Source organism: Streptomyces cylindrosporus, from assembly GCF_022698165.1.
GTDB lineage: Bacteria > Actinomycetota > Actinomycetes > Streptomycetales > Streptomycetaceae > Streptomyces > Streptomyces cylindrosporus.
The window spans coordinates 435,927-454,236 of record NZ_JALDAY010000007.1 but is presented as its reverse complement, the minus strand read 5'-3'; the positions used below and the strand labels follow the sequence as shown (position 1 = coordinate 454,236).

Genomic DNA, 18,310 nt, shown 5'->3' with positions numbered 1-18,310 from the left:
CATTCTCCAGGGAGGCGCCGTGGATTTCGAGTTGACCGAGCAGCAGCAGGACATCCGCCGGGGCGTCCGCGAGCTGGCGTCCTCCTTCGGCCCCGAGTACTGGGCCGAACAGGACGAGAAGGCCGAGTTCCCGTGGAGCTTCTACGACGCCTTCGCCAAGGCCGGCTGGCTGGGCATCGCCGTCCCCGAGGAGTACGGCGGCGGCGGACTGGGCGTGCTGGAGGCCTCGCTCCTGCTGGAGGAGGTCGCCGCCTCGGGCGCCGGCATGAACGGGTGCAGCACCATGCACCTGACCATCTTCGGCCTCAACGTCCTGGCCCGGCACGGCAGCGAGGAACTGCGCCGCGAGGTCCTCCCGCACGCCGCCTCCGGCGACCTGCACGTCTGCTTCGGCGTCACCGAACCCGACGCGGGCACCGACACCACCAGCATCTCCACCTTCGCCCGCCGCGACGGCGACCACTACGTCATCGACGGCCGCAAGATCTGGATCACCAAGGCCGGCGACTCCCAGAAGATGGTCCTCCTCGCCCGTACGACCCCCCGCGACCAGGTCGACAGGCCCACCAAGGGCATCTCGGTCTTCCTGGTCGACGTCGACCGCACGGCGATGGACATCCGGCCGATCCCCAAGATGGGCCGCAACGCCGTCGCGTCCAACGAGATCTTCATCGACGGCCTGCGCGTCCCGGCGAGCGCCCGGATCGGCGCGGAGGGCGAGGGCTTCCGCTACCTCCTCGACGGCCTCAACCCCGAGCGCATCCTCCTCGCCCACGAGGCACTGGGCCTGGGCCGGGCCGCCCTCGACGCGGCCACCCGCTACGCCCGCGACCGCGTCGTCTTCGGCCGCCCCATCGGCCAGAACCAGGGCGTTGCCTTCCCGCTCGCCGAGGCCCTCACCCGCCTCGACGCCGCCCGGCTGATGGCCCGCAACGCCGCCTGGCGCTACGACCGGGGGCTGGAGTGCGGCCGCGAGGCCAACATGGCCAAGTTCCTGTGCGCCGACGCCGGTTTCCAGGCCGCGGACCGGGCCGTGCAGACGCTGGGCGGCATGGGATACGCCCGCGAGTACCACGTGGAACGGTACTTCCGCGAGTCACGGCTGCTGCGGCTCGCGCCGATCAGCCAGGAGATGGTGCTGAACTACGTGTCCCAGCATGTGCTGGGGCTGCCCAGGTCGTACTGAGCAGCCCGGCAACACACCTATCCCTTGCGGGTGTTGATCTCCTCGGTGAGCTGGGGGACGACGTCGAAGAGGTCGCCGACGACGCCGTAGTCGACGAGGTCGAAGATGGGGGCCTCGGCGTCCTTGTTGACCGCGACGATGGTCTTGGAGGTCTGCATGCCCGCGCGGTGCTGGATGGCGCCGGAGATGCCGTTGGCGATGTACAGCTGCGGCGAGACGGACTTGCCGGTCTGGCCGACCTGGTTGGTGTGCGGGTACCAGCCCGCGTCCACCGCCGCCCGCGAGGCACCCACGGCCGCGCCCAGGGAGTCGGCGAGAGCCTCGATGATCGCGAAGTTCTCCGAGCCGTTGACCCCGCGGCCGCCGGAGACCACGATCGCCGCCTCCGTCAGCTCCGGACGCCCGGTCGACTCGCGCGGGGTACGCGCGGTCACCTTGGTGCCGGTCGCCGCCGCGGAGAACGCGACGCTCAGCGCCTCGACGGCGCCGGCGGCCGGGGCGGCCTCCACGGCCGCGGAGTTGGGCTTGACGGTGATGACCGGGGTTCCCTGGGACACGCGGGTCTTGGTGGTGAAGGACGCGGCGAACACCGACTGGGTCGCGATGGGGCCCTCCTCGCCGGCCTCCAGGTCGACGGCGTCGGTGATGATGCCGGAGCCGATGCGCAGCGCGAGACGGGCGGCGATCTCCTTGCCCTCCGCGGAGGACGGCACCAGCACCGCGGCCGGGGACACGGCGGACACGGCGGCCTGCAGGGCGTCCACCTTCGGCACGACCAGGTAGTCGGCGTACTCGGCGGCCTCGTGCGTCAGCACACGGGTCGCACCGTGCTCGGCCAGCGTGGCGGCGGTGTCACCGGCGCCGTTGCCCAGCGCCACGGCGACCGGCTCACCGATACGGCGGGCGAGGGTCAGCAGCTCCAGGGTGGGCTTGCGGACGGCACCGTCCACGTGATCGACGAAGACGAGAACTTCAGCCATGACTCCATGCACCCTTTCTCAGATGAACTTCTGGCTCGCGAGGAACTCGGCGAGCTGCTTGCCGCCCTCGCCCTCGTCCTTGACGATCGTGCCCGCGGTACGCGCCGGACGCTCGGCCGCCGAGTCCACGGCCGTCCAGGCACCGGCCAGACCGACCTCGTCGGCGTCGATCTCCAGGTCCGACAGGTCCCAGGACTCCACCGGCTTCTTCTTGGCCGCCATGATCCCCTTGAACGACGGATACCGCGCCTCACCCGACTGGTCGGTCACCGACACCACCGCCGGCAGCGAGGCTTCCAACTGCTCGGAGGCGGCGTCCCCGTCCCGGCGGCCCTTCACGGTGCCGTCCTCGACGGAGACCTCGGACAGCAGCGTGACCTGCGGCACCCCCAGCCGCTCCGCCAGCAGCGCCGGCACCACACCCATCGTGCCGTCGGTGGAGGCCATCCCGGAGACCACCAGGTCGAAGCCGGCCTTCTCGACCGCCTTCGCCAACACCAGCGAGGTGCCGATGGCGTCCGTGCCGTGCAGCTCGTCGTCCTCCACGTGGATCGCCTTGTCGGCGCCCATCGACAGCGCCTTGCGCAGCGCGTCCTTGGCGTCCTCCGGGCCGACGGTCAGCACCGTGACCTCGACGTCGTCGTCGGAGTTCTCGGCGATCTGCAGCGCCTGCTCGACCGCGTACTCGTCGAGCTCGGAGAGCAGACCGTCCACGTCGTCCCGGTCGACGGTCAGGTCATCGGCGAAGTGCCGGTCGCCAGTGGCGTCGGGCACGTACTTCACAGTGACAACGATCCTCAAGCTCAAGACTCTTTCTCCTTACATGAGTTCATGGAAATCACTACGTGCGATCACTGGCCGCTGCGCCGGAGCCGCACGCGATACGAGTAGTGCTCGGGCAGGAAGTGGCTGATGGCCAGCTCGACGAGCTGTCCGGAGACCGTCTGGTAGACGCGGTCGATGCGCAGCAGCGCACGGCCAGGTTCGCAGCCCAGGTGTTTGGCGAGTTCCGGGGTGGCCTCGGCGACGGTGATGCTCTGCTCGGCCTCGGCGATCGGCTCGGGCAGCCGCTGGTCGAGGAGCCCGATGACGGTGAAGGCGTTGGGCGTGCCGGGCAGCATCAACTCCTGGACGGATTCGAGCAGTCGGCCGACGGTGGGCGGGAGCCACACCGACGTGTGGCAGAACGCCACGTCCTCGTGCAGCCGCAGGAAGGCCAGCTTGTGCACCCGGTCGGTGTGCAGGCCGAGCCGCCCGGCCGCGTCGACGTCGACCCGCCGGTGCAGCGGGGTGACGACGTCCATGCGGGTGTCGATGGACAGCCCCATGAGGTCGTCCACCGAGCCGAACTGGCGCAGATACTGCTCCTCGCGGGGCGTGGCGAAGGTGCCGCGCCCCGGCACCCGGTAGACCAGTCCCTCGGCGACCAGATCCTGGAACGCCCGCCGCACGGTCTGCCGGCTCACCGCGTACCGCTCGGCCAGCTCGGCCTCGGTCGGCAGCCGCACCCCGTCCGGGTAGTCCTGCCGCAGGATCGCCGCCCGCAGCTCCCGGGCGAGCCGGAAGTACGTGCTCTCCCGCTGTGCCTGCTCAGGCATCGAGACCGCCTCTTGCCACCAACTGGGCCGCGATCACGTTCCGTTGGATCTCGTTCGTGCCCTCGCCGACGATCATCAGCGGCGCGTCCCGGAAGTACCGCTCGACGTCGAACTCGGTCGAGTAGCCGTAACCGCCGTGAATGCGGACGGCGTTGAGCGCGATCTCCATGGCCGTCTCCGAGGCGAACAGCTTGGCCATGCCGGCCTCCATGTCGACCCGGCGCCCGGCGTCGGCCTCGCGGGCCGCGTACAGCACGAGTTGGCGGGCCGCCGTGAGCTTGGTCGCCATGTCGGCGAGGTAGTTGCCGATGGCCTGGTGGCGCCAGATCGGCTTGCCGAAGCTCTCGCGCTCCTGGGCGTAGCGCAGGGAGTCGTCGAGGGCCGCGCGCCCGACACCCAGGGCCCGGGCGGCGACCTGGAGCCGCCCGGTCTCCAGCCCCTTCATCATCTGGGCGAAGCCCTGGCCCTCCGCGCCGCCCAGCAGTGCGTCGAGCGGCACGCGGTAGTCCTCGAAGGACAACTCGCAGCTCTCCACGCCCTTGTAGCCGAGCTTGGGCAGGTCGCGGGAGACGACCAGGCCCGGCCCGTGCTCGGCCAGCAGTACGGAGATGCCCGCGTGGCGCGGCTCGGCGGCCGGGTCGGTCTTGCACAGCAGCGCGATCAGCCCGGCCCGGCGCGAGTTGGTGATCCAGGTCTTCGCCCCGTTGACGACGTACTCCCCGCCCTCGCGGCGCGCGACGGTCGTCATGGCCTGCAGGTCCGAGCCGCCGCTCGGTTCGGTCAGCGCCATCGTCGCCCGGATCTCCCCGGTCGCCAGCTTCGGCAGATAGCGCTCTCTCTGCTCCGGAGTGCCGTACAGCAGCAGGAGTTTGGCGACGACCGTGTGCCCGCCCATCGCCCCGGCCAGGCTCATCCAGCCGCGCGCGAGCTCCTCGGTGACCAGGACGAAGCAGGGCGTGGAGACGGGGTTGCCGCCGTACTCCTCGGGGATCGCGAGTCCGTAGACGCCGAGTTCCTTCATCCGCTCGATGAGGTGCTCGGGGTAGGTGTCGGCGTGCTCCAGCTCCTGGACGACCGGCCTGACGTCCTTGTCGACGAACTCGCGCACGGTCCGTACGACGAGCCGCTCGTCGTCGGAGAGGATGTCCAGGACACTCATCGCACGCAACTCCCGATCGGTGATGGTCAGATGACGGCGTCGGCGCGCAGCGCCTCGATGTCGTCGCGGGTACGGCCGAGTCCGGTGAGGATCGCCTCGGTGTGCTCGCCCACGTCCGGCACGGGATCCATCCGGGCGGGCACGCCCGCGAGGTCGGCGGGCGGCAGCAGCGCCTGGACCGTGGCCCCGGGCACCGCCACCTCCTGCCAGCGCCCGCGCGCGGCCAGCACCGGATGGTCGAGGAACGCGGCGACGTCGTTGACCCCGGCGCCCGCGACACCGATCTCCTCCAGGTCCTTGAGGATCTCCTCGGCGTCGGAGCGGGCGAGGCGTTCGGCGACGATCGCGTTCAACTCCGCGCGGTGGGCGACGCGTTCGGAGCCGGTGGCGAAGCGCGGATCGGTCACCAGCTCGGGCCGCCCGAGGAACTCCCGGCACAGTACGGCCCATTCGCGCTCGTTCTGGATGGAGAAGAGCACCTGCTTGCCGTCGGCGGTGGGGAACGCGCCGTACGGGGCGATGGTCGCGTGCTGGGTGCCGAGGCGGGCGGGCTGACTGCCGCCGTACCGGGTGTAGTTGGCGGGCTGGCTCATCCACTCGGCCAGCGCCTCGAAGAGGGACACCTCCACCGGGTGTGCCCGGCCGGTGGTGGCGCGGGTGTAGAGGGCGGTCAGGATGCCGCTGTACGCGTACATCCCGGCGGCGATGTCGGCGACCGAGATGCCGACCCGGGCGGTCTCCTCGGCCGTGCCGGTCAGCGAGACCAGGCCGGTCTGGCACTGCACCAGCAGGTCGTACGACTTCCGGTCGGCCCACGGCCCGGTCGTGCCGTATCCGGAGATCGTGCACGGGATCAGCCGCGGGTGGCGCTCGGTCAGCGCGGCGGTGCCGAGGCCGAGCCGGTCGGCGGCGCCCGGCGCGAGGTTCTGCACGAACACGTCGGCGCCGTCGAGGAGTTGGCGCAGGATCTCCATGCCGCGCGGGTCCTTGAGGTCCAGGGTGAGGGACTCCTTGGACCGGTTGAGCCAGACGAAGTAGCTGGAGTGGCCGTGCACGGTCGTGTCGTACCGGCGGGCGAAGTCGCCCTCGCCCGGCCGCTCGACCTTGATCACGCGGGCGCCGAGGTCGGCGAGCTGCCGGGTGGCGTAGGGGGCGGCCACGGCCTGTTCGAGGCTGACCACCGTGATCCCGGACAGGGGGAGCTGCTGCACGGTCATGCCTCCTCGGCCTCGTACGGGAAATGCCGCCGCAGCACGTCACGCGCGCCCGTCCACGTCAGCCCGTCCAGCAGCGCCGGCACGTCCCGGCCGCAGGTGGCGGCCTTGGCGCGCAAGTCGCCGTCGGACAGCGGCCGTTCGGGAGCGCCGGGCGGCACCGCCAGCTCGGTGTAGATCTCGCCTCCGTCGGCGAGATCGATGCGTGCGGCGACCTTGCCGTCCAGCAGGGAGCCGACCTCGCCCGGCACCAGATCCACGTGCACGAGGTCGACGAGCTTCTGCGCCTCGGGTCGTCGGACCGCCGCGTCGGTGAAGCTGTCGAAGCCGGGACAGTCGTCGAGCAGCGCCGCGGCGACCGCGTACGGCAGTGAGAACTTGCCCTCCAGACCGGTCCACGGCCGGTCGTGGACGAGCGGCTGAACCGTCCCCGCTGGTGTCGTCACCGTGACCCCGGTGATCTCGCCGCGCACCTGGTCGCGCACCGCGCGCAGGGCGGCGATCGGGCGCTGCATGGCGTAGCAGCAGGGGAACAGCTTGACCGCCAGGCCGCCCGGGATCGCGGGCTCGGCGGGGAAGTCCGTGGTGGGCGTCCCGCCGACCAGCTCCAGCCAGGCCTCCAGCGCCCGCGGCTCCGCGCCGGCGCCCGCCCGCGCCAGCCGGGCGGCCCGTACGCCCGCCTCCGCCGCGAAGCCGACCTGGAGCGACTTGCCGTGCGTCCCGAAGGCCGCCTGGACGCCACCGGCGGCGGGCACGGCGAGCGCCATCGCGGTGGCCAGGCCTTCGGCGTCGAGACCGAGGGCGAGACCCGCGGCGACGGCGGCGGCCGGGGCGCCCGCCGTGCAGGTCGCGTGCCAGCCGGCCGCGTAGTGGCCCCAGCCGAGCATCGCCCCGAGCCGGGCCATGACCCCGGCACCCGCCAGGTAGGCGCGGGCGTCCCCGCCCACGGCCAGCGCGGCGGGGACGGCGACCACGGAGATGTGGGTGGTGGTGTCGGTGTGCAGGTCGTCGAAGTCGAGCACATGCGCCATCGCCGCCCAACGGGCCGCGTCCGGCAGGGAAGCGGCGATGCCCCGAAGCGGGTGCGTCCGCGCGGCCAGCGCGACGGAGAGGGTGTCGGCCAGCGCCCGGTCCGCGAGCGCCAGGTCCTCCGGCGTCGGTCGGAAGCCGTGGGCCCACTGGGCGAGGGCTCGGGCGACGGTCAAGGGTCCCCTCCGCGGGTTCGGTGCCGGGCCGTCGTACGACCTTTCCCAGATTTGTACGGCCAAATGTGCGGGCCCGTCAACGGCTCACCGGCTGCGGTGACCTGTGTTGTGGCGCACTGTCCGGGTGTGTCGCAGACGACAGGGGAGTGACCCGCGAACCTTTGTACGCACCAATCCGCCCGCCTGTCAGGGCTCCCTGCTGGGGTCGCACAGCACCATGACGGCGCGGGCGACGAGTTCACCGGCACCGCCGAGTTCCTTGCGGTACCGGCCGGTTATGCCCCGTACCGTCTCCGCGAAGGCCGGATCGGCGGCGCGGGCGCGGGCGGGGTGCGGGAGACCCTGGGCCATCGCGCGGCGCTGGGCGAGGAGCGCGATGATCTCCTCGTCGAGGCGCTCGATCCGGTCGAGTGACACGTCCGCCGGAGCATCGGCGGCGGGGTTCGTCGTCGTCACGGGAGGTCTCCGTTCGCCTGCGGGGGCGTGGTGGCCGCCCCCGTCGTCCTCATCGCAGTTGGTCCTTCATCACTTTGCCCGTGGCGTTGAGCGGCAATTCCTCACGGAACTCCACGGATCGCGGCACTTTGAACCCGGCCATGCGCTCGCGGCTCCAGGCGATCAGTTCCCCCTCGGTCACCGGACCGTGCCGTACCACGAACGCCTTGCCGACCTGGCCCATCCGCTCGTCCGGTACCCCGATCACCGCGACCTGCGCCACGGCCGGGTGCCGGAGCAGGAAGCCCTCGATCTCGGCCGGGTAGGCGTTGAAGCCGCCGACCAGGAACATGTCCTTCTTGCGGCCCACGATCCTCAAGTGGCCCCGCTCGTCGAGGGTTCCGAGGTCACCCGTGTGCAGTCGGCCCTCCTCGTCGATCGCCTCGGCGGTCGCCTCCGGGTCGTCGAGGTAGCCGCGCATCACGGTGTAGCCGCGCACCAGCACCTCGCCGTCGTCGGCGATGCTCACCTCGACGCCCTCACAGGGGGTGCCGACGGTGGTGGCGATGTCCTCGAAGGAGTCGCCGGGGCGGGAGGCGGTGACGGTGCCGGCCTCGGACAGGCCGTAACCCGTCATGATCGACCGGAAGGGGAGTTCCTCGCGGATACGGCGGATCAGCTCGACCGGGATGTCCGCGGCGCCGGTCACCGCCGACCGCAGCGAGGACAGGTCCCGGCCGCCCTTCGCCTGCGCCTCCAGGAGGGAGTGGTAGAGCGTCGGCGGCCCGGGCAGCATCGTCACCCGCTCGCGCTCGACCAGGTCCAGCACCCGGTCCACCTCGAAGACCGGCACGGGCAGGATCGTGGCGCCCCGGATCAGGGAGGTGATGACGCCCGCCTTGTAGCCGAAGATGTGGAAGAACGGGTTGACGATCAGGTAGCGGTCGCCCTCCCGCAGGTCGGCGAGGTCGCACCACTCCGCGTACAGGCGGAGCGTCTGCGCGTGCGTCATCAGGACGCCCTTGGGACGGCCCGTGGTGCCCGAGGTGAACACGATGTCGGCCACGTCGTCGCCGTCCACCTCGCGCTCGAACGGCGAACCGCTCGCCAGGAAGCCGGACTTGAGGTCGATCACCGGGACGCCCGGCGGGCCCGTGAACTCCAGCCCCAGAAAGCCCTGTTGGACCAGGACCGCCTTGGCTCCGCTGCGCGTGACGATGTCGTGCGCCTCGTCCGCCTTGAACCGGGTGTTGACCGGCACCAGCACCCCGCCCGCGGTCAGCAGCCCGAACGCGGCCACGATCCACTCGGCGGAGTTGGGCGCCCAGATCGCCACCCGGTCGCCCCTGCCGACCCCCAGCTCGGCGAACGCGCCCGCCGCCACCCGTACCCGCTCTACGAGTTGGGTGAAGGTGAGCCGGAGGTCGCCGTCGACGACCGCTTCGGCGTCACCGAAGCGGTCGGCCGCGCTCAGCACCATCCGGGGGATGGTGTCCCATGTCATGCGGGGATCAGCCGGGACAGGTTGCCGCCCATGATCTTCGCCTGGTCGGCCTCGCTGAGGTCCTGGATCGCGTCGACGTACGAGGTCGGCTGGGCGAGGCCCTCGGGGTGCGGGTAGTCCGAGCCGAACAGCACCCGGTCCACGCCGACCAGGTCGACCAGGTCGCTCAGGTTGTCCTCGTAGAACGGGCTGACGTGAATGCTGTTCCTGACCGCCTCCACGGGGTCGCCGAGGAACTGCTCCGGCATCTTCTTGTAGGCGTCGGCGAGTTGGTCGAGGAGCGGCGCCACCCACGACGAGCCGTTCTCGATCAGCGCGATCTTCAGCTCCGGGAAGCGGAACAGCGCGCCGTGGCACACCCAGGAGGCCACCGCGTCCTGGATCGGCCGCCACTCGTTGATCTGCCGGAAGGCGTTGGACTTGAACGGCAGCATCTCGCCGGAGCTGCCCTCCCAGTCGTTGGCGTACCGGGAGTACCCGCTGTCGGAGGAGTGCATGGCGACCAGGACGTCCGTCTCGACGACGCGCTTCCAGAACGGGTCGAACTCCGGCAGGGCGAACGACCGCGAGCCGCCGTACCCGGGAACCGGCGCGGGCCGCACCAGAATCGCCCGTGCGCCGCGCTCCACCGCCCAGTTGAGCTCCGCGATCGCCTTCTCGACGATCGGCAGGGTGATCACCGGGGTGGTGAGGATGCGGTCCTTGTAGTTGAAGGACCAGGTCTCGTGCAGCCACTCGTTGAGCGAGTGGATGACGGCGTGGATGAGCTCCGGATGGTGCCGCATCCGCTCCTCGATGAGGCTCGCCAGCGTCGGGAACATCAGCGTCCGCTGCACGCCGAGCTCGTCCAGCAGCTCCAGGCGGGGCCCCGGTTCACGGAAGGCGGGGATCGAGCGCATCGGCTCGCCGAAGATCTCCCGGCGGGACTTGCCGTCCGGGTTGCCGACGCGGAAGTACTCCTCCATGGCGCCGGGCCGGGCGACCACCTCGAAGGTGGGGTTCGGGATGTAGTCGCTGATCTGACCGAGAATCGCGATCTTCGTACGACCGCGCACCTGCACGTACTCGATCGCTCCCGCGTACTGCTTCGGCAGGAACTTGGTCAGCGCCTCCTCTGTCTCGTAGAGGTGGTTGTCCGCGTCGAAGAGCGGATACGGCAGCGCACGCGAAGACATGAGACCCTCCTTTGCGATTTGGGAGAATCATATTCTCATCACTTGCGTACGGCAATGTCCTGACGGAGACGGAACTTCTGCACCTTGCCGCTTGCGGTCCGCGGGAAGTCCTCGACCTCGTGCAGCTCCTCGGGCCACTTCTGCCGAGCCAGGCCCGCCCGTTCGAAGTGGGCCCGCATCTCGTCGAGGGTGGGCAGGGCGTGACCGGGCAGCATCCGCAGGAAGCCGGCGGCGTGTTCGCCGAGCCGAGGGTCGGGCGCGGCCACGACCGCGGCCTCCGCGACGCCGGCCATGCCGAGCAGGACCTCCTCGACCTCGACCGCGCTGATGTTCTCGCCGCCCCGGATGATCATGTCCGACTTGCGGCCGGTGACGGTCAGATAGCCGTCCTCGTCCAGCTCCCCGATGTCGCCGGTGCGGTACCAGCCGTCCTCGTCGAACGCCCGCTCCGTCAGCGCCGGATCGGTGTAGCCGAGGCAGAGGTCCGGGCCGCGGCTGAGGATCTCGCCGTCCTCGGCCAGCCGTATCTCCACGCCCGGCAGCGCGTCCCCGTCCGTGAACAGCCGCTTGGGCTCGGGCGCGGTGTGCCGGGAGGAGGTGATCGAGGGGTGCTCGGTGCTGCCGTACGCCCGGAAGACGTGGATGCCGAGGCCGGCCAGCCGGGTGGTGACGGCGGCCGGGACCGACGAACCGCCCAGGCCCGCGTGGCGCAGGTGGCGCAGATGACCGTCCGTGAAGTCGGGGTGGTCGAGCAGGCTCGTCAGGTAGTACGGGGCGCCACCGCCGATGTGGAGTTCGTGGGCGGACATGAGTCTGAGCGCCTGGGCCGGGTCCCATACGTCGGTGAGGTGGACGGGCGTGCCCTCCAGGACCGGGATCAGGAAGGCGTTCACCATGCCGATGAAGTGGCCGACCGGCGCGGCGGTGAGCTGTTTGCCGCGGTCGGGCGGGTAGCTCGCGGCGAGCTGCCGGGTCTCGTGGCCGAGCGTCTGGTGGCTGTGGACGACGCCCTTGGGGTCGCGGGTCGTACCGGAGGTGAAGGCGATCAGGGCCGGTCCGGTCGGGTCGGCCGGGAGGACGCCGTCGAGGGGCTCGTCGCCCAACAGGTCGTCGAAGCGCTGCCGGTGGGGCGCGTGCCGGTGGGGCGCGTCCCGTCCCACCACGCCCACGACGGGCACCCGCGCGCACAGGTCGGGCTGGAACTCCAGCCGCCCGAACCGCTCGGCGGCCACGAAGACGCTCGGCCGGACGGCGTCGAGGATGTAGCCGACCTCCTTGCGCCCGTAGAAGTGCACGATCGGCACGACGGCCGCCCCCAGCAGGGCCGAGGCCCAGAACACCGCGGCCGCCTCCATCCAGTTGGGCAACTGGAAGGCGACCGTGTCGCCGGGGCCGACACCCCGCTCGCGCAGCCCGCCCGCGAGCCTGCGCGCGACCCGCTCGACGTCCCGGAAGGTCCCGGACCACGGCCGTACCGACGAGTGCACCCGGAACTCCACGTCCGGCGCCCCGGCCAGCCCCCGGGCCAGCAGGTCACCGATCGTCTCCCGGGTCCACCAGCCCTCGGCCTCATAGCGCTCGACCAGCTCGGCGGGGATCTTTCGCATCTGCGGCTACCTCCGGTGCGGCGGCTGTGCGGAGCCTGCGGCTTGCGGCGACCAGCGGCGCATACGCTATTCTCCGAAATGGAGAATGCCAATATCCCTCGGGAGTAAATGCCGATATCCCTCGGGGGCAATCGAGTGATCGTGGGGGTAGACGAGTGATCGACCTGGCGCAGGAGGACGGCCTGACCGTCCTCACGATCGACCGCCCCCACGCCCGCAACGCCATCTCGCTCGCCACGATGGACGAGCTGGAGAAGGCCCTGGACGCGGCGGCCGGCGCCCGGGCGCTGGTGATCCGGGGAGCGGGCGACCGGGCGTTCGTCTCCGGCGGAGACCTCAAGGAGCTCGCCGCGATCCGCACCGAGGAGGACGCGGCGGCGATGGCCCGGCGGATGCGGGGCATCTGCGACCGCATCGCGGCCTTCCCGGCGCCCGTGATCGCCGCCCTCAACGGGCATGCCCTGGGCGGCGGGGCCGAGGTCGCCGTCGCCGCCGACATCCGGGTCGCCGCCGACGACATCAGGATCAGCTTCAACCAGGTGACCCTCGCCATCATGCCCGCCTGGGGCGGCGCCGAACGGCTCGCGGCCCTCGTCGGACGCGGCCGTGCGCTCATGCTCGCGGGCACGGGCACCGTGCTCGACGCGGCCGAGGCGCAGCGCCTCGGACTGGTCGACCGGGTCGTGCCGCGGGCCGCCTTCGAGGAGGAGTGGCGCTCCCTCGCCCGGGCCCTCGCCACCGGCCCGGCGGCGGAGATCAAGCGCGTGCTGGGCGAGGGCACTTCGGCGGACGAGGCGACAGGGGCCTTCGCCCGCCTGTGGGCGGCGGACGCGCACTGGGAGGCGGCGGACCGGGCGATGAACCGCGGGAAGTGACGGCCGCCCGGCCCGGCGGAACAGCCGTCAGGTGTTCCGGCCGCCGTTGACCCCGATCACCTGCCCGGTGATGTACCCCGCCTCCTCCGACACCAGGAACGAGCAGGCGGCCGCGATGTCCTCGGGGCGCCCCGGCCGCCGTACCGGCGTGAGCTCCGCGTGGTGGTCCACCGATCCGCCCAGCAGCCCGCGCTCCTCCGAGTCGCGCAGCATCGGGGTGTCGATGAAGCCAGGCGGAATGGTGTTCACCGTGATCCCGTCCGGACCGAGCTCCAGCGCGAGGGACTTGGTGAGACCCACCAGTCCGGACTTCGAGGCGACGTAGGCCGCCATGAACGGCTGCCCCGAGTGCGTGCTCGACGAGGAGATGTTCACGATCCGGCCCCACCCCGCTTCCCGCATGTCGGGCACCACCGCCTGGCAGAGATAGAACGGCCCGTCGAGGTTCACGGCCATGACCCGGTTCCACGTCTCGTCGCTGATCTTCAGGAACCGGCCGACGTCACTCACCCCGGCGTTGTTCACGAGCACCAGCACCGGCCCGCCGAACCGCTCGCGCACCCGCCGCACCGCGTCGTCGACCTGCGCCCGGTCGGACACGTCGACGCCCCCGAAGGCGACCGCCTCGTGCCCTTTCTGCCGCGACTCCGCGGCGACCTGCTCGGCCGCCTCCCCGTTCAGATCGAGTACGGCGGTGGCGAAGCCGTCCTCCGCCAGCCGCTGCGAGATCCCGCGCCCGATGCCCGAACCGCCGCCCGTGACCAGGGCGATACGCCGCTCGCTCATGCCACCGCCTCCTCGCCCAGCAGCGAGGTCCGGTGCATCAGCCGGGCGGAGGCCCGGCCGTAGGGCAGTGCGCGGTGCAGCATTCCGGTGTTGTCCCAGATGACGAGGTCGCCCTGGCGCCAGCGGTGGCGCAGGGTGAACTCCGGCCGGGTCGCGTGGTCCAGGAGCCGGTCCAGCAGCCTGCGGCCCTCGGCGGCGGACCGGCCGACGACCTCGCCCGCCGTCGCGCCGATGAGCAGCGACTTGCGGCCACTGCGCCGGGTCCACACCAACGGGTGCTCGCGGGACGGGTTGCGGTCCCAGGCCGCCCGCTCCTTCGGCGACGGATCCGGCGTCACCAGCAGCTGCGAGGCGGCGAAACTGTGCACGACCCGCAGCCCGTCCAGCTCCTTGCGCTCCACCTCCGGCAACGCCTCGTACGCGGCGAAGGTGTTGGCGAACGCGGTGTCGCCGTCCCCGTCACCGGATATCTGCCGTGCCGTCAGAAGCGTTGTCTTGTTGGGCACTTGCTCCGTCGTGCCGTCGATGTGCCAGTGGAAGGTGGACTCGCGGTAGGCGGCCAGCGGGCTCTTCGAGGGGTCGCGGGTGATCCGCTGGATCTCCCGGTGGGTCGGATGGCCGCCCATCGGCAGCGGGACGACCTCGCCGAGCAGGCGGCTGAAGGCGACCAGATCGTCGTCGTCGATGTCCGCCTCGCGGTAGATCACCACCCCGCGCCGCTCCAGCGCGGCCAGGCATTCCTCGGCGACACCCCGGTCCACCAGCCGGCTCCCGGAGAGCCCGGTGATCTCGACGCCGGTGGTGGGGGTGGGTTCGGTGACGGTGACGGGCATTCGGGTGCGGCCCTTCTCTCGAGTCCGTCAAGCGCCTTCTCTGCTAGGGAGAATGGCGTTTTCGGATCAGACTACTCCGTCCGTCCGCAGCTGCGCCATCTCCGCGACGGGCTCGGTGCGGCGGGGGAGGAGCAGCGGTGTGGCGAGGGCGAGGACGCCCGCGATCGCGATCGCCGCGCGCGGGCCCGTGACTCCGGCCAGCAGGCCCCACAGGGCGGTCATGCCCGCGGTGGTCGCCTTGTTGGTGACCGACCACGCGGACAGCGTGCGGGCCACCCGGTCCGGGTCCGCCAGCCGCAGGCGCGTGGTCGCGTACACCGGGTTGAAGACGGCACAGGACGTGATCACCCCCAGCTCCACGGCCATGACGAGCACCAGTCCCGGCGTGCCGGGCCCGACGAAGGCGAGTCCGACCGGCCAGCAGGCGCGCAGCCACCCCGAGGTGAGCAGCACCCGGCGCTCCCCGAAGCGCGGCACGAGCCGCCGCGCCAGCCACGATCCGAGCAGGCCGCCGAGGCTCGGCACGGAGAAGGCCAGGCCGTACTGCCAGGCGGCGAACCCCAGCTCGCCCACCATCAGCACGGCGAGCAGCGGGAGCGAGACCATGATCAGGGCGTTGTACAGCGCGGTGTTGAGGAAGAGCGGCCGCAGCACCGGATGGCCCAGGATGTACCGCCACCCTTCGAGCAGCCCCCCGGCCGGCGCCGGGCCCTTGCGCGCCGCACGCGTCTCGGTCCCGCCGATGGCCCGGATGCCGAGCGCCGACAGCACGAAGCTGACCGCGTTGACCAGCACGGTCGTCACCGGCCCGAACAGCCCCATCGCGGCCCCGCCCAGCGGCGGCCCGAGGATGGTCGCGGTCCACTGCGTCGCCTCGAACCGGGCGTTCGCGGCCAGCAGGTCCTCCGGCGGCAGCAGCGACTTGAGGAAGGCCCCACTGGCCGCCGTGAAACCGATGTCGGCCGCTCCGACCACGACGGACACAACCAGAAGTTGTACGAAGGTGAGCCCGCCGAGGGCGAAGGCGGCCGGAACGGTCAGCAGTGCCGCGAAACGGACCAGGTCCATGGCCATCATCACCGGGCGCTTGCGCCGGAACTCCATCCACGGCCCGAGCGGCGTGGCCACGACCGCTCCCACCGCGAGGCCGGCCGCCGACAGCACCGCCACCTCGGTCGCCCCGGCGTGCAGCACCACCACCGCGATCAGCGAGAACGCGTCGAAGGCGAGCCAGGTCCCGAGCGCGCTGACGGCGTACGCCGTCCACAGCCACCCGAACCGCCGCCCCAGCGATCGCCCGCCCCGCATGCCCGTCTCCCTGCCCCGCCCGAATGCCGACCGGCGACATCAAAGCCGGTCGCGCGGCGCGCGGGCAAACAACCGACACGCTCGACGCCGTACAACCGGAGGTTGTCGGGGAAGGAGGCCCATGGCTCCCGGCGGACGTGTACAAAGGAGCCCGTGGATCTCGACGCAGTGCGCACCTTCGTGGCGATCGCGGACGCCGGACGGTTCCGGGAGGCCGCCCTCGCCCTGGACGTCACCCAGCAGGCCGTCTCCAAGCGGGTCGCCGCGCTGGAGAAGGACCTGGGGGCGCGGCTGTTCACGCGTACGGCGCGCGGTGCGCGGCTCACCGTCGACGGCCAGGTCTTCCTGCCGCACGCCCGCGAGCTGCTGGCGGCCGAGGAGCGGGCCGCGGCCTCCGTGCGCCCCGGCCGCCGCGCCCTGCGCATCGACGTGATCGGCCGCCGGCTCGCACCCGCCGACCTGGTACGGGACTTCCACCGCGCCCATCCCGAGGCCGCCCTCGACGTGGTGACCCTCTTCGACGCCGACGCGGCGATCGCGGCGGTGCGCTCCGGCACGATCGACGCGTCGTTCCGCGCGCTCACCGAGCGCCGGCTGCCCGACGGCGTCGAGAGCGCCCGCGTCCACGACGAACCCGTGCAGCTCCTCACCGGGCCCGCCCACGCGCTCGCCGCCGCCCGCACGATCACTCCTGCCCGGCTGGCCGGGCACCGGATCTGGATGCCGGGCAACGACGCCGGCACGGAATGGGCCGCCTTCTACGACGACCTCGGCGCGGAGTTCGGCATCACCATCGAGGTGACGGGCCCCGACTTCGGCGCCGAGCCGCTGCTGGACACGATCGCGGACTCCCCGCACCTCGCGACCTTCGTCGGCGAGCAGACGCGCATGGTCTGGCCGGCCGGCCACGACCTGCGCCGCATCCCGATCCACGACCCGACGCCGGTGTACCCGCACTCGCTGATCTGGCGCGCCGACAACCCGCACCCGGCACTCGCGCTGCTCCGCAGCCACCTCGGCTCACCGGGCCCGGGCAGCGACACCTGGACGCCGAAGTGGGCGCGCTAGGAGGAGAACCCGGTGCGGTCAGCTCACCGCCCCCGCCGTCTTCAGCGCCAGGATCCGCTCCCAGTCCAGCCCCAGCTCCAGCAGGATCTCCTCGGTCTGCGCCGCGAACTCCGGGGCGGGGCCCGGCTGCGGCGCGGTCACGTCGAACTGCACCGGATTCGCGGCCAGTTCGAGCTCCCCGGCCCGTACGAGGTACTCGTTCGCCCTGACCTGGGCGTCCGAGCCGACCTGGAGGGAGTCCTGCACCGGCGCCCACGGCCCCGCCAGCGTGGCGAACCGCTCGCTCCACTCGGCCAGCGTGCGGGTGGCGATCACCTCCCGGAGGATCTTCACCGCCTCCTCGGTGTGCGCGGCGATGTCCGCACCGGTCGCGAACCGCGGGTCCTCGGCCAGTTCGGGCCGGTCGACGTGCCGGCACACGTCCGCCCAGAACTTGCCCGGCTGCATCATCACGAACGCGAGATAGCGGTCGTCGGAGGTGCGGTACAGCCCGGACAGCGGGTTGGTCGGCGAGCCGTGGGCGCCCAGCGGCGGCGCGACCATGGGCTTGTCGAGGTGGAGGGAGAGGGCGATGCCGTGCCCCAGGGCCCACACGCCGCTGCCGAGCAGGGAGACGTCCACGACCGGCGCCTCCCCGGTCCGCTCCCGCTTGAGCAGGGCCGCCGCGATGCCCCCGGCGAGGTTGGTGCCGGAGATGGTGTCGCCGTAGGCCGGCCCGGGGGGCGGGATCATGCCCTCGACACCCGCGGGCGTCAGGCTGGCCGCCGTCCCCGCGCGGGCCCAGAACGCCGTCATGTCGTAGCCGCCCTTGTCCGCCTCCCGGCCCCGCGGCCCGAGCCCGCTGCCCCGGGCGTACACGATCCGCGGATTGACCGCGCGGATGTCGGCCACGTCGATGGCGAACTTCCGCCGCGCCGAGGGCAGGAAGCTGGTCAGGAACACGTCCGAGCGCCGGGTCAGCTCGTACAGCACCTCCCGGCCCTCGTCCCGCGCCATGTCGAGGCCGATGCTGCGCTTGCCCCGGTTCGCGTGCTCGATGTTGGGATTGGGGTCACCCTCCACCTTGAACGCGCCGGTCTGCCGCAGCCCGCGCTGCGGATCGCCGTTGACGGCGTGCTCGACCTTGACGACGTCCGCGCCCCAGTCGGCGAGCACCGCACCGGCGGACGGGACGAACCCGTACATCGCCACTTCCAGGACCCGTATCCCGTCCAGCGGGCCACCGCTCATGCGACGCACTCCCTTTCCCGTCCCGACCGTGAAAATGAAGTTCTCCGATTTGAGAACCATAGCCGCGGGGCTGGTCAGCGTCACGACCTCGGAACGGCCTCGCTGTCACTTGTCGCACCGTGACACAAAGTCGCCGCGCGGGACTTC

Annotated in this window: 17 protein-coding genes; 3 read left to right on the top strand and 14 right to left on the bottom strand. The window is 71.7% G+C overall.

Annotated elements, in window-relative coordinates; all coding sequences use genetic code 11:
* Window positions 1–19 precede the first annotated feature (19 nt).
* On the top strand, window positions 20–1,186 hold the full coding sequence (locus MQP27_RS24760) for an acyl-CoA dehydrogenase family protein (protein ID WP_242767587.1): 1,167 nt from the start codon (window positions 20–22) through the stop codon (window positions 1,184–1,186).
* Window positions 1,187–1,203: 17 nt separating this feature from the next.
* Here MQP27_RS24760 and MQP27_RS24755 read toward each other — a convergent pair whose 3' ends face one another.
* The 10 genes from MQP27_RS24755 to MQP27_RS24710 form a co-directional block, all read right to left on the bottom strand.
* Complete coding sequence (locus MQP27_RS24755) at window positions 1,204–2,166, bottom strand: electron transfer flavoprotein subunit alpha/FixB family protein (RefSeq protein WP_242767586.1); 963 nt, start codon at window positions 2,164–2,166, stop codon at window positions 1,204–1,206.
* Window positions 2,167–2,184: 18 nt separating this feature from the next.
* A complete protein-coding gene (locus MQP27_RS24750; RefSeq protein ID WP_242767585.1) occupies window positions 2,185–2,973 on the bottom strand; it encodes an electron transfer flavoprotein subunit beta/FixA family protein in 789 nt (262 codons plus the stop codon).
* A gap of 44 nt (window positions 2,974–3,017) precedes the next feature.
* Window positions 3,018–3,764, bottom strand: coding sequence for a GntR family transcriptional regulator (locus MQP27_RS24745; protein ID WP_242767584.1), 747 nt, complete (start codon window positions 3,762–3,764; stop codon window positions 3,018–3,020).
* A complete protein-coding gene (locus MQP27_RS24740) occupies window positions 3,757–4,923 on the bottom strand; it encodes an acyl-CoA dehydrogenase family protein (RefSeq protein WP_242767583.1) in 1,167 nt (388 codons plus the stop codon). Before MQP27_RS24740 ends, MQP27_RS24745 begins: the two co-directional genes overlap by 8 nt.
* 26 nt (window positions 4,924–4,949) lie before the next feature.
* Window positions 4,950–6,140 (bottom strand): CaiB/BaiF CoA transferase family protein, encoded by a 1,191-nt coding sequence (locus tag MQP27_RS24735; RefSeq protein ID WP_242767582.1) that lies wholly within the window; start codon window positions 6,138–6,140, stop codon window positions 4,950–4,952.
* Complete coding sequence (locus MQP27_RS24730; protein WP_242767581.1) at window positions 6,137–7,342, bottom strand: MmgE/PrpD family protein; 1,206 nt, start codon at window positions 7,340–7,342, stop codon at window positions 6,137–6,139. Before MQP27_RS24730 ends, MQP27_RS24735 begins: the two co-directional genes overlap by 4 nt.
* Window positions 7,343–7,528: 186 nt before the next feature.
* Window positions 7,529–7,798 carry a hypothetical protein gene (locus tag MQP27_RS24725; protein WP_242767580.1) on the bottom strand — a complete coding sequence of 90 codons (270 nt, stop codon included), beginning with the start codon at window positions 7,796–7,798 and terminating at the stop codon, window positions 7,529–7,531.
* Between the two features lie 49 nt (window positions 7,799–7,847).
* Window positions 7,848–9,281, bottom strand: coding sequence for a FadD3 family acyl-CoA ligase (locus MQP27_RS24720; RefSeq protein WP_242767579.1), 1,434 nt, complete (start codon window positions 9,279–9,281; stop codon window positions 7,848–7,850).
* The gene (locus MQP27_RS24715) at window positions 9,278–10,456 is read right to left on the bottom strand and encodes an amidohydrolase family protein (protein WP_242767578.1); all 1,179 of its coding nucleotides are present in this window, start codon (window positions 10,454–10,456) and stop codon (window positions 9,278–9,280) included. The genes MQP27_RS24720 and MQP27_RS24715 overlap by 4 nt, the downstream gene beginning before the upstream one ends.
* Before the next feature lie 38 nt (window positions 10,457–10,494).
* On the bottom strand, window positions 10,495–12,063 hold the full coding sequence (locus MQP27_RS24710) for an AMP-binding protein (protein ID WP_242767577.1): 1,569 nt from the start codon (window positions 12,061–12,063) through the stop codon (window positions 10,495–10,497).
* A 155-nt stretch (window positions 12,064–12,218) separates the two neighbouring features.
* On the opposite strand from MQP27_RS24710, the gene MQP27_RS24705 reads away from it, so the two are divergent.
* The gene (locus MQP27_RS24705) at window positions 12,219–12,938 is read left to right on the top strand and encodes an enoyl-CoA hydratase/isomerase family protein (protein ID WP_242767576.1); all 720 of its coding nucleotides are present in this window, start codon (window positions 12,219–12,221) and stop codon (window positions 12,936–12,938) included.
* Between the two features lie 27 nt (window positions 12,939–12,965).
* Here the strand turns inward: MQP27_RS24705 and MQP27_RS24700 are convergent, their stop codons facing one another.
* The 3 genes from MQP27_RS24700 to MQP27_RS24690 all read right to left on the bottom strand — a co-directional run bounded on the left by MQP27_RS24700 (window position 12,966) and on the right by MQP27_RS24690 (window position 15,865).
* A complete protein-coding gene (locus tag MQP27_RS24700) occupies window positions 12,966–13,724 on the bottom strand; it encodes an SDR family NAD(P)-dependent oxidoreductase (RefSeq protein WP_242767575.1) in 759 nt (252 codons plus the stop codon).
* Window positions 13,721–14,557: a TauD/TfdA dioxygenase family protein gene (locus tag MQP27_RS24695; protein WP_242767574.1), complete on the bottom strand. Its 837-nt coding sequence runs from the start codon at window positions 14,555–14,557 to the stop codon at window positions 13,721–13,723. The genes MQP27_RS24700 and MQP27_RS24695 overlap by 4 nt, the downstream gene beginning before the upstream one ends.
* A 66-nt stretch (window positions 14,558–14,623) precedes the next feature.
* Window positions 14,624–15,865, bottom strand: a complete 1,242-nt coding sequence (locus tag MQP27_RS24690) for an MFS transporter (protein ID WP_242767573.1) — start codon at window positions 15,863–15,865, stop codon at window positions 14,624–14,626.
* 153 nt (window positions 15,866–16,018) lie between these two features.
* Between MQP27_RS24690 and MQP27_RS24685 the strand changes: the two genes are divergently transcribed.
* Window positions 16,019–16,933, top strand: coding sequence for a LysR family transcriptional regulator (locus tag MQP27_RS24685; RefSeq protein ID WP_242767572.1), 915 nt, complete (start codon window positions 16,019–16,021; stop codon window positions 16,931–16,933).
* 18 nt (window positions 16,934–16,951) lie between these two features.
* Here MQP27_RS24685 and MQP27_RS24680 read toward each other — a convergent pair whose 3' ends face one another.
* Complete coding sequence (locus MQP27_RS24680) at window positions 16,952–18,163, bottom strand: CaiB/BaiF CoA transferase family protein (RefSeq protein ID WP_242767571.1); 1,212 nt, start codon at window positions 18,161–18,163, stop codon at window positions 16,952–16,954.
* Between the last annotated feature and the right edge of the window lie 147 nt (window positions 18,164–18,310).

Excerpts from the sequence above, each read along its gene's own strand:
- MQP27_RS24755 (WP_242767586.1), bottom strand. The coding sequence starts at position 2,166 with ATGGCTGAAGTTCTCGTCTTCGTCGATCACGTGGACGGTGCCGTCCGC.
- MQP27_RS24745 (WP_242767584.1), bottom strand. The coding sequence starts at position 3,764 with ATGCCTGAGCAGGCACAGCGGGAGAGCACGTACTTCCGGCTCGCCCGG.
- MQP27_RS24740 (WP_242767583.1), bottom strand. The coding sequence starts at position 4,923 with ATGAGTGTCCTGGACATCCTCTCCGACGACGAGCGGCTCGTCGTACGG.
- MQP27_RS24735 (WP_242767582.1), bottom strand. The coding sequence starts at position 6,140 with ATGACCGTGCAGCAGCTCCCCCTGTCCGGGATCACGGTGGTCAGCCTC.
- MQP27_RS24720 (WP_242767579.1), bottom strand. The coding sequence starts at position 9,281 with ATGACATGGGACACCATCCCCCGGATGGTGCTGAGCGCGGCCGACCGC.
- MQP27_RS24715 (WP_242767578.1), bottom strand. The coding sequence starts at position 10,456 with ATGTCTTCGCGTGCGCTGCCGTATCCGCTCTTCGACGCGGACAACCAC.
- MQP27_RS24710 (WP_242767577.1), bottom strand. The coding sequence starts at position 12,063 with ATGCGAAAGATCCCCGCCGAGCTGGTCGAGCGCTATGAGGCCGAGGGC.
- MQP27_RS24700 (WP_242767575.1), bottom strand. The coding sequence starts at position 13,724 with ATGAGCGAGCGGCGTATCGCCCTGGTCACGGGCGGCGGTTCGGGCATC.
- MQP27_RS24695 (WP_242767574.1), bottom strand. The coding sequence starts at position 14,557 with ATGCCCGTCACCGTCACCGAACCCACCCCCACCACCGGCGTCGAGATC.
- MQP27_RS24690 (WP_242767573.1), bottom strand. The coding sequence starts at position 15,865 with ATGCGGGGCGGGCGATCGCTGGGGCGGCGGTTCGGGTGGCTGTGGACG.
- MQP27_RS24680 (WP_242767571.1), bottom strand. The coding sequence starts at position 18,163 with ATGAGCGGTGGCCCGCTGGACGGGATACGGGTCCTGGAAGTGGCGATG.